Here is an 8291-nt window from a genome sequence, read left to right as displayed (position 1 = left end):
TGTATTTCCGCCTTTTTTATTATTCAGTTGTAACACATGTATTGTAAACCTACAAAGATAATTCATCTTTTAACAGTCATTCTCTTGACAAAAAGAGCCCGGGCAAAGCATAATTGTAATAATGTATGATCAGAGAGCAGGGAAAAATATGAAAGACAAAAGAAAAGAATACTTTTCCATTCCCAATCTGCTGGGGTATTTTCGTATTTTGCTGGTTCCCGTGTATCTGTTTTTGTATGCCCGGGCGGAGAGCACAAGAGATTATTACGCGGCCGCCGGAGTGATGCTGCTGTCTTTCCTTACGGATTTTCTGGATGGAAAGATTGCCAGGAAATTTCATATGATCACGGAATTTGGCAAAATACTGGACCCTGTTGCGGATAAAATAACCCAGGGCGCCCTGGCCTTAAGCTTTGCCTTCCGGTATCCTGCAGTTTCGGTGCTGCTTTTGGTGTTTGTATCAAAGGAGCTGATTATGGGAGCGCTGGGACTTTATATGATGAGGCGCGGGTACCGCATGAACGGTGCAAGTATGCACGGCAAGGTCTGTACTGCACTTTTGGACGGTGTGATGCTGATTCTTCTTCTGGCTGTGGATATTCCGTATCTGGCGGTGAATCTTCTTACGGGAGCCTGCATGGCTGCCATGTTGATTTCTCTGGCGCTGTATTTGAAAATGTATTACAGGGTCTTTCGGGATATGAAAAAGCAAGGGGAACAGAAAAACAAAGTAAAGCAGGACAGTGCAGAATAGGAGAAGGGGATAAGCGCGGAAAATATGTGCGCAGAGAAAACAGGAGGACAAAGGGATGAAGGGGATCGTCATCGGGATTTTGGCAGCGGCGGCATTCGCTTTGTATGTGGCAGCGGCGTGTATTCCCTTTTACACACAGCCCCAGCTTTCCAAGGAGCAGGAAGCTCAAATAAGAGCGGAGGATTTTTATGGGGAAGCATATCAGGGAGAGCGCGCCGGGATTCTCTCTGAAAACGGAGAGGCGCTGGAAGAGAGAGTGCGGCTGATTGCCAATGCGAAAGAGCGTATCATATTGTCTACCTTTGACATGATGTCGGACAACAGCGGGAAGATACTGATGGCGGCTTTGCTTGACGCGGCGGAGAGGGGAGTAAAGGTGGAAGTGCTTATGGATGGCTTCCCTTATTTTGCCCACGCCTGGGGAAACCCTTATTTTCTGGCCCTGGCTGGAGCGGAAAACGTGGAGTTTCGGGTTTACAATCCGGTGAACCTCTTAAAGCCCTGGAAGCTTATGGCCCGAATGCACGACAAGTATCTGATCGCAGATGAGGATGTTTATATTTTGGGAGGCAGAAACTGTTATGATTACTTTTTAGGAGACCATGACGGTTATAAAAATTATGACTGGGACGTGCTTGTGCTTACACAGGCAGGTGCCTCTTTTGATGCGCTTACCAGCTATTTTACCTCTGTCTGGGAGAGCGGAGACTGTGTAACTGTGGGGAAGAGCGTCTTTTGGAGTCATAATCCTTCGGTGGAAAAAGCGGCCGGAGAGCTTTCCGCCCTTTATGAGGAAATTGAGGAAAATCACTCCGGATGGCTGAAGGAGGCGGACTATGAGCAGATGACGGTTCCTGTGCGCAGCATCCGGCTGGTGTCGAACCCCGTTCACACTGGAGTAAAGGAGCCGGTAGTGTATTACACTGTCACAGAGCTTTTATCCCAGCCGGGAGAGCAGGCTTTTTTTCACACGCCTTATATTATGTGCAGCAGCTGGATGCTGGAGCGCCTTGAGCAGATCTGCGATAAAAACCCTGATATTACCATGATGACCAATTCTGTTGCCAACAACGGAAATCCTTTTGGCGCTGCGGATTATTATGTGCACAGGGAGGAAATCCTGGAAACGAAGCTGCAGGTTTTAGAGTATGACAGCGGCGTATCCTACCACGGAAAATGCTTTACTGTTGGGGACAGGCTTTCCGGGGTAGGCTCCTTTAACTGGGATATGCGAAGCGTCTATATTGACACGGAGCTGATGCTGGTGATTGACGGAGAGGCTCTTAACAGGAAGCTGCGGGAGGCTATGAGCCGCTATGAGGCGGAGGCCTTTTTGATTCGGGATGGCGAGGGGCTAAGGGCGGACGGAGCCAAAATGCAGGAAATGGATAAAAAACAGGAGCTGCGTGTCCGTCTCCTTGCACCGGCTGCCAAATGGTTTCGCTTTATTATGTAGAGAGGGTAACGGATGAGTGAGAATATATTGATTGTGGACGATGAACAGGAGATCGCGGACCTGGTGGAGGTATATCTGAAAAACGAGGGCTATCAGGTATATAAATTTTATAATGGCGCAGACGCCCTAAGCTGTGTGGAAACTACACCTTTAAGCCTTGCCATTTTGGATGTGATGCTGCCGGATGTGGATGGTTTTGCCCTGTGTCAGAGAATCAGACAGAAGCATTTCTTCCCGATTATCATGCTGACGGCAAAAGTGGAGGATATGGATAAGATCACAGGGCTTACACTGGGAGCGGACGACTATATCACAAAGCCCTTTAATCCGTTGGAGCTTATGGCTCGTGTAAAAACCCAGCTTAGAAGGTACAGGCGCTATAATATGGCGGATTCCTCCCAGCCTGAGGAAGAGGAGATCGATATCCGCTCCCTGCATATTGCAAAGGACAGTCACAAGTGTACCCTGGATGGAAAGGAGCTGCAGCTGACGCCCATTGAATTTAACATTTTGTGGTATCTGTGCGAGCACAGGGGCAGGGTGGTCTCCTCAGAGGAGCTGTTTGAGACGGTGTGGGGAGAAAAGTATCTGGACAATAACAACACGGTGATGGCTCATATTGCCAGGCTTCGGGAAAAAATGAAGGAGCCTGCCAGAAAGCCGAAATTTATCAAGACAGTGTGGGGGGTGGGCTATACCATTGAATAAGCGTGCAGACAAGGGGGCCAAAAAGAGAGGCTATGCCCATAAAAGTGCGGTTACAAGAAAAATCCTGATACAATATGTGCTGTCGCTGATTGGATTTGCAGGACTTTTGCCCGTTCTGGTGATTCTTGCCTGGGAGTTTTGTTCTTCTATAACCTGGTACAGCTCTGATCCGCTGTGGCATATCCTAAGCTGGGTGCGGGATTATATTATTTTGGTGGTGGCAGTTGTCTTTCTCATCGGCTGGGTGCTTATTACCTATTATTTTATCTCTAAGCCTCTGCGCTATCTGGATCAGGTGGTGGAGGCCTCCAGGCAGCTTGCACAGCTGTCGGAAACGCCCATCCAGCTGCCGGAGACCATGCACGGTGTGCAGGACGAGATGAATCTGGTGAGGGAGCAGGCCCTTCGCAACGCGGCGCTGGCAAAGGAGGCGGAGCAGCGAAAAAACGACCTGATCGTTTATCTGGCCCATGATTTAAAGACGCCCTTGACCAGCGTGATCGGCTATCTGACCCTTCTTCGGGACGAGCCCCAGATATCGGAAAAGCTTCGGGAAAAATATACTGGAATCGCTCTTTCCAAGGCGGAGCGGCTGGAGGATTTGATCAATGAATTTTTTGATATCACCAGGTTCAATCTGACGGCCATGACCCTGGAGACAGAGCGGGTAAACTTAAGCCGCATGCTGGAGCAGATTGCCAGTGAGTTTGAACCCATCCTGGGGGAAAAGGAGCTTTTCTGGGAGCTTTCCATTGAACCCAACGTGGAAATTGTGTGCGATCCGGACAAGCTGGAGCGGGTGTTTGACAACCTGATCCGCAACGCGGTAAATTACAGCTACAGCAACACCGGCATCCGCATGGGCCTTTTTCAAAAGGAGGGATTTGCGGAGGTCAGGGTCTGCAATCAGGGGAAAACCATTCCCAAGGAAAAGCTGGACCGCATTTTTGAGCAGTTTTTCAGGCTGGACGCTTCCCGTTCCTCCAAAACCGGCGGCGCGGGCCTTGGACTTGCAATTTCCAAGGAGATTGTGGAACTGCACGGAGGACAGATTACAGTGCAGAGTGCCGAGGAAAAAATTTTGTTTACCGTCAGGCTTCCTATTTCAGGAACACCGTCATAAAATTGTAAGAAATTCGGAAGAAAACCGTAAGCAAACAAGAAAAGAAAACGAAAACATAAAAGCTTTTGTTTTGATACCATCAAGGTATCGAGACAGAAGCTTTTTTCTATGCGCGAGATAGCGCGCATTGTGCGCATTTTGCGCGGCAGCGCACATTTGGCGCCGCTTATGCGGCAGAATGAGAGGTAAAAATGAAGAATTTGAAAAACATTGCAGTGATTTTTGGCGGATGCTCTCCGGAATATGAGGTGTCTCTGGAGTCTGCCTTTGCGGTTCTTGAAAATATGGACAGGGAAAAATACAACCCGGTGTGCATCGGAATATCCAGACAGGGAGACTGGTTTTATTTTACCGGCGATATTAAGAAAATCAAAGAGGACAGGTGGCAGGAAGCGGGAGAGTGCCTGCCGGCCTGTCTGTCCCAAAGCCGCTGTGACCGATGTCTGTATGTGTTTGAGGAAGCCAATATGGTGAAGCTTCCCTTACAGGGGGCCTTCCCTGTACTCCATGGGAAGAACGGGGAGGACGGCACCGTACAGGGACTGATTGAGCTGGCGGGAATTCCCCTTGTGGGCTGCGGCACGCTGGCCTCAGCCTTGTGTATGGACAAGGACAGAGCCCACAAGCTTGCGGCTGCGGCGGGAGCGGCCGTGCCAAAATCCTTTTTGGTGGAGAAAAGCACGCCGAAGCAGGCTGTGGTGACCTTCGGCGAGGGCACAGGCTATCCTCTTTTTGTAAAGCCGGTGCGGGCGGGCTCCTCCTTTGGGGTTTCTAAGGTATCGGACAGGGAGGCTCTTTTAAAGGCGGTGGAGCAGGCTTTTTCTTATGACGACAGGGTGCTGGTGGAGGAGGCCATTGAAGGCTTTGAGGTGGGCTGTGCCGTCATAGGGAGGGACAGGCTTAAGACAGGGGAGGTGGATGAGATCGAATTGTCCGGAGGATTCTTTGATTACACCGAAAAATATACGCTGAAGACCTCGGCAATCCACGTGCCTGCGCGGATATCTCCCGGTAAATCCCACGAGATCAAGGAGACTGCAAAGCGTATCTACAAGGCCTTGGACTGCAAGGGCTTTGCCAGAGTGGATCTGTTTCTTACCCCCCAGGGCAGGATCGTCTTTAACGAGGTAAATACCATTCCGGGCTTTACGGAGCATAGCAGATTTCCGGGCATGATGAAGGCGGCGGGACTTTCCTTCAAAGAAATGCTGGATCAGATTTTAGAGGAGGCGGTGGAGACTTGAATACAGTGGTTTTGACGAAAAGGGATGTTCACAGAGGAAACCTGATATTGGTTAACAGCGATTGGGAATATCAGGAAATATCAAAGGATTCCCTGCTTCCTGTGCGGGAAGGTTTTCCAGTCCTGCTGCAGAGAAGGGCGGTAACGCTGCTCTCCAGCCTTATGGAGGAAATCCGGGGCTGGAAGCAGATTGTGCCGGTGAGCGGCTACCGCTCCTATGAAGAGCAGCAGGAAATCTGGGACGGCTCCCTTCAGGAAAATGGAAGAGCCTTTACGGAAAAGTTTGTGGCTCTTCCCGGGCACAGCGAGCACCAGACGGGGCTTGCCATTGATCTTGGCCTGAAGCAGGAGAAGATTGATTTTATCTGTCCTGACTTTCCCTACAGCGGCATTTGCCAGCGCTTCAGAGAGCGTGCGGGAGACTATGGCTTCGTGGAGCGCTATCCTGCGGGAAAGGAGGCCGTGACGGGCATCGGTCATGAGCCCTGGCATTTCCGCTATGTGGGGATGCCCCACGGGGCTATTATGAGCAGTCTGGGACTTGTGCTGGAGGAATACCTGGATTTTTTGAAGGAGTATGTTTACGAAGAAAGACCCTATCGGTATGAAAGGGGAGGAGCGGTGATAGAGGTATCCTATCTGCCCTGTACCTCGGAGGGTGTCCGGCTTGGGATGGATGAGGGGATTCCCTATTCCTTCTCCGGAAACAATATGGACGGCTATATCATTACCAAATGGTGCCTGGGTGGGAAAGGAGCGGTCCTGGGAGGTGTGGGAGCGTGAATGCAAAAAAGAGAGCCTATGAGCTGGGAGGACTGGATGTGTTTCGTCTGGCGGCCGCCTTCCTGGTAGCGGCGATCCACACCTCTCCCCTGGAGGATATAAGCGCAGGTGCAGATTTCTTTCTGACCAGAATTTTTGCCAGGATAGCGGTGCCCTTTTTCTTTATGGTGACAGGGCAGTTTGTGCTGGGCGGCTTTGGTGTGGCCGGCCATGTGAAGAAGCTGGCCCTTATGTACGGCGGCGCCGTGTTATTGTATCTTCCCATTGGAATTTATGCAGGACATTATGAGGACATTGGGATTTGGGGATTTTTGCGGATGCTTCTTGTGGATGGAACCTTCTATCATCTGTGGTATTTTCCCGCATGTATTCTGGGAATCGGCGTGGTGTGCCTGCTTCGGCGCATGCTGCCCGAAAGGCTTTTGCTGTCTGTGTGCGTCCTTTTATATGGAATGGGGCTTTTGGGAGACAGCTATTTTGGACTTCTTGCCTATGCGCCGGGGATAAAACAGGCTTACGAGCTTTTCTTTGGGGTCTCCTCCTACACCAGAAACGGATTGTTTTTTGCACCCTTGTTTCTTCTCATGGGCGTTAGAGCCGGGCAGGAGTGGAGCTTAAAAAGAGGAAGGCTGACGGGAAAGCCCATTTTCCTGGCGGCTGCTTCGCTGGCTTTCTTTAGCCTTATGACGGCGGAGGGCTTTACCCTTCGGTTCTTTGGGCTGCAGCGTCATGACAGCATGTATGTGATGCTGGTGCCTTGCATGTACTTCCTATACCGTTTCATTATGGCCTGGCAGATCAGGCCAAAAAGAGAGCTTCGCACTGTCTCCGCCTGGTTTTATGTGCTGCATCCCGCTGTGATCGTAGTGGTGCGGGGAGCTGCCGGAGTGCTGGGTCTTACCGGCGTTTTGGTGGAAAATAGTCTGGTGCATTATCTGGCGGTATGTGTGGGTTCCCTGGCTGCTTCGGTGGTTCTTCTTTGGATAGGGAGGGCATTTTCCCGTAAAAGGAAGGAAAGAGAAAGGGCCGCAAAAACTGCCAGAGCCTGGATTACTCTGGATAGGCAGGCGCTCAGAAGGAATGTGGCGGTTTTGCGGGAAAATCTCCCAAAGGGCTGTGAGCTGATGCCCGCAGTGAAGGCCGACGCCTACGGGCATGGAGCGGCGTTGATCGCAAGGGAGCTTGCAGCCTGTGGCGTGGGGGCCTTTTGCGTGGCGGAGATAGGAGAGGGAATTGCCTTGCGAAAGGCGGGAGTGCGCGGAGATATTTTGGTGCTGGGCTATACGGCGCCTCAGGAGGCTTCCCAGCTTATCCGCTATGGCCTGACCCAGACAGTGATCGATTTATCCTATGCCAAGGGGCTGAATGAATGTCTCAAAAGGAGGCTTCCTGTGCATATTGCGCTGGACACCGGAATGCACAGGCTGGGTGTGCCAAGCGGAAATATGGAGGCTTTGCGGGAAATCTTTGGAATGAAGAGGCTTTCGGTAAAGGGGATTTTCACGCATCTTTGTGCGGACGACACAAATCTGGAGGAGGACAAGGCATATACCAGAATGCAGGCCAGAAGGTTTTTCCAGACGGTGGAGCGGCTTTCGGCGGAGGGCTTTGACTGTGGAAAAATCCATCTGACCGCCAGCTATGGAGTGGTGAATTATCCTGCCCTTGGCGGCGACTACGCCAGAGTGGGAATCGCCCTGTACGGGGTGTTGAGCACAAAAAAGGACAGTGAAGAATGCAGGCTTCCTCTTTCGCCGGTGCTTTCCTTAAAGGCACGGGTGGCCCTGATCAAAAAGCTGCATCCGGGGGAGGCCGCAGGCTATGGACGAGCTTTCGTGGCAGAGCGGGAAATGACCATTGGGGTTGTGACCATCGGCTACGGGGACGGACTTCCCCGTTCCCTGTCCTGTGGAAAGGGGGCGGTGCTCATCAGAGGGCGCCGGGCTCCCATTCTGGGACGCATCTGCATGGATCAGACCATTGTGGATGTAAGCAATATCAAGGATGTATGTCCCGGAGACATTGCCGTGGTGATCGGCAGGTCGGGGGAAGAGGAGATTGGCGCTGGGGATGTGGCCGAATGGTCCGGCTCCATCACAAATGAAGTACTGAGCCGTCTGGGCAAAAGACTGGAGAGAGTAATAGAATAAGTAAGTAATTGCGAAACTCGCTGGCAAAGTCACGAACCTGGTCATAATAACCAAAAACGGGTTCCGAAGCAGTG

7 protein-coding genes are annotated in these 8291 nt (G+C 51.3%); all 7 read left to right on the top strand.

What is annotated here, in order from left to right:
• Nucleotides 1–148 precede the first annotated feature (148 nt).
• The 7 genes from AC1WIP_RS07540 (at nt 149) to vanT (ending at nt 8217) form a co-directional block, all read left to right on the top strand.
• Nucleotides 149–754 carry a CDP-alcohol phosphatidyltransferase family protein gene (locus AC1WIP_RS07540; protein ID WP_481141276.1) on the top strand — a complete coding sequence of 202 codons (606 nt, stop codon included), beginning with the start codon at nt 149–151 and terminating at the stop codon, nt 752–754.
• A 55-nt stretch (nt 755–809) separates the two neighbouring features.
• Nucleotides 810–2210, top strand: a complete 1401-nt coding sequence (locus tag AC1WIP_RS07535; RefSeq protein WP_481141275.1) for a phospholipase D-like domain-containing protein — start codon at nt 810–812, stop codon at nt 2208–2210.
• Nucleotides 2211–2222: 12 nt separating this feature from the next.
• The gene (vanR, locus tag AC1WIP_RS07530) at nt 2223–2918 is read left to right on the top strand and encodes a VanR-ABDEGLN family response regulator transcription factor (RefSeq protein WP_481141274.1); all 696 of its coding nucleotides are present in this window, start codon (nt 2223–2225) and stop codon (nt 2916–2918) included.
• The gene (vanS, locus tag AC1WIP_RS07525; RefSeq protein WP_481141273.1) at nt 2911–4041 is read left to right on the top strand and encodes a vancomycin resistance histidine kinase VanS; all 1131 of its coding nucleotides are present in this window, start codon (nt 2911–2913) and stop codon (nt 4039–4041) included. The genes vanR and vanS overlap by 8 nt, the downstream gene beginning before the upstream one ends.
• A gap of 191 nt (nt 4042–4232) precedes the next feature.
• Nucleotides 4233–5285: a D-alanine--D-serine ligase VanG gene (gene vanG, locus AC1WIP_RS07520; RefSeq protein WP_481141272.1), complete on the top strand. Its 1053-nt coding sequence runs from the start codon at nt 4233–4235 to the stop codon at nt 5283–5285.
• Nucleotides 5286–5290: 5 nt separating this feature from the next.
• Nucleotides 5291–6067, top strand: a complete 777-nt coding sequence (locus tag AC1WIP_RS07515; protein WP_481141277.1) for a M15 family metallopeptidase — start codon at nt 5291–5293, stop codon at nt 6065–6067.
• Nucleotides 6064–8217, top strand: coding sequence for a serine racemase VanT catalytic subunit (gene vanT / locus AC1WIP_RS07510; protein ID WP_481141271.1), 2154 nt, complete (start codon nt 6064–6066; stop codon nt 8215–8217). The genes AC1WIP_RS07515 and vanT overlap by 4 nt, the downstream gene beginning before the upstream one ends.
• Nucleotides 8218–8291 lie beyond the last annotated feature (74 nt).

Source organism: Acetatifactor sp. (assembly GCF_982438285.1).
This window is presented reverse-complemented; position numbering and strand designations above follow the sequence as displayed.

Coding starts and splice junctions, on each gene's coding strand:
- AC1WIP_RS07540 (WP_481141276.1), top strand. CDS start 149: ATGAAAGACAAAAGAAAAGAATACTTTTCCATTCCCAATCTGCTGGGG.
- AC1WIP_RS07535 (WP_481141275.1), top strand. CDS start 810: ATGAAGGGGATCGTCATCGGGATTTTGGCAGCGGCGGCATTCGCTTTG.
- vanR (WP_481141274.1), top strand. CDS start 2,223: ATGAGTGAGAATATATTGATTGTGGACGATGAACAGGAGATCGCGGAC.
- vanG (WP_481141272.1), top strand. CDS start 4,233: ATGAAGAATTTGAAAAACATTGCAGTGATTTTTGGCGGATGCTCTCCG.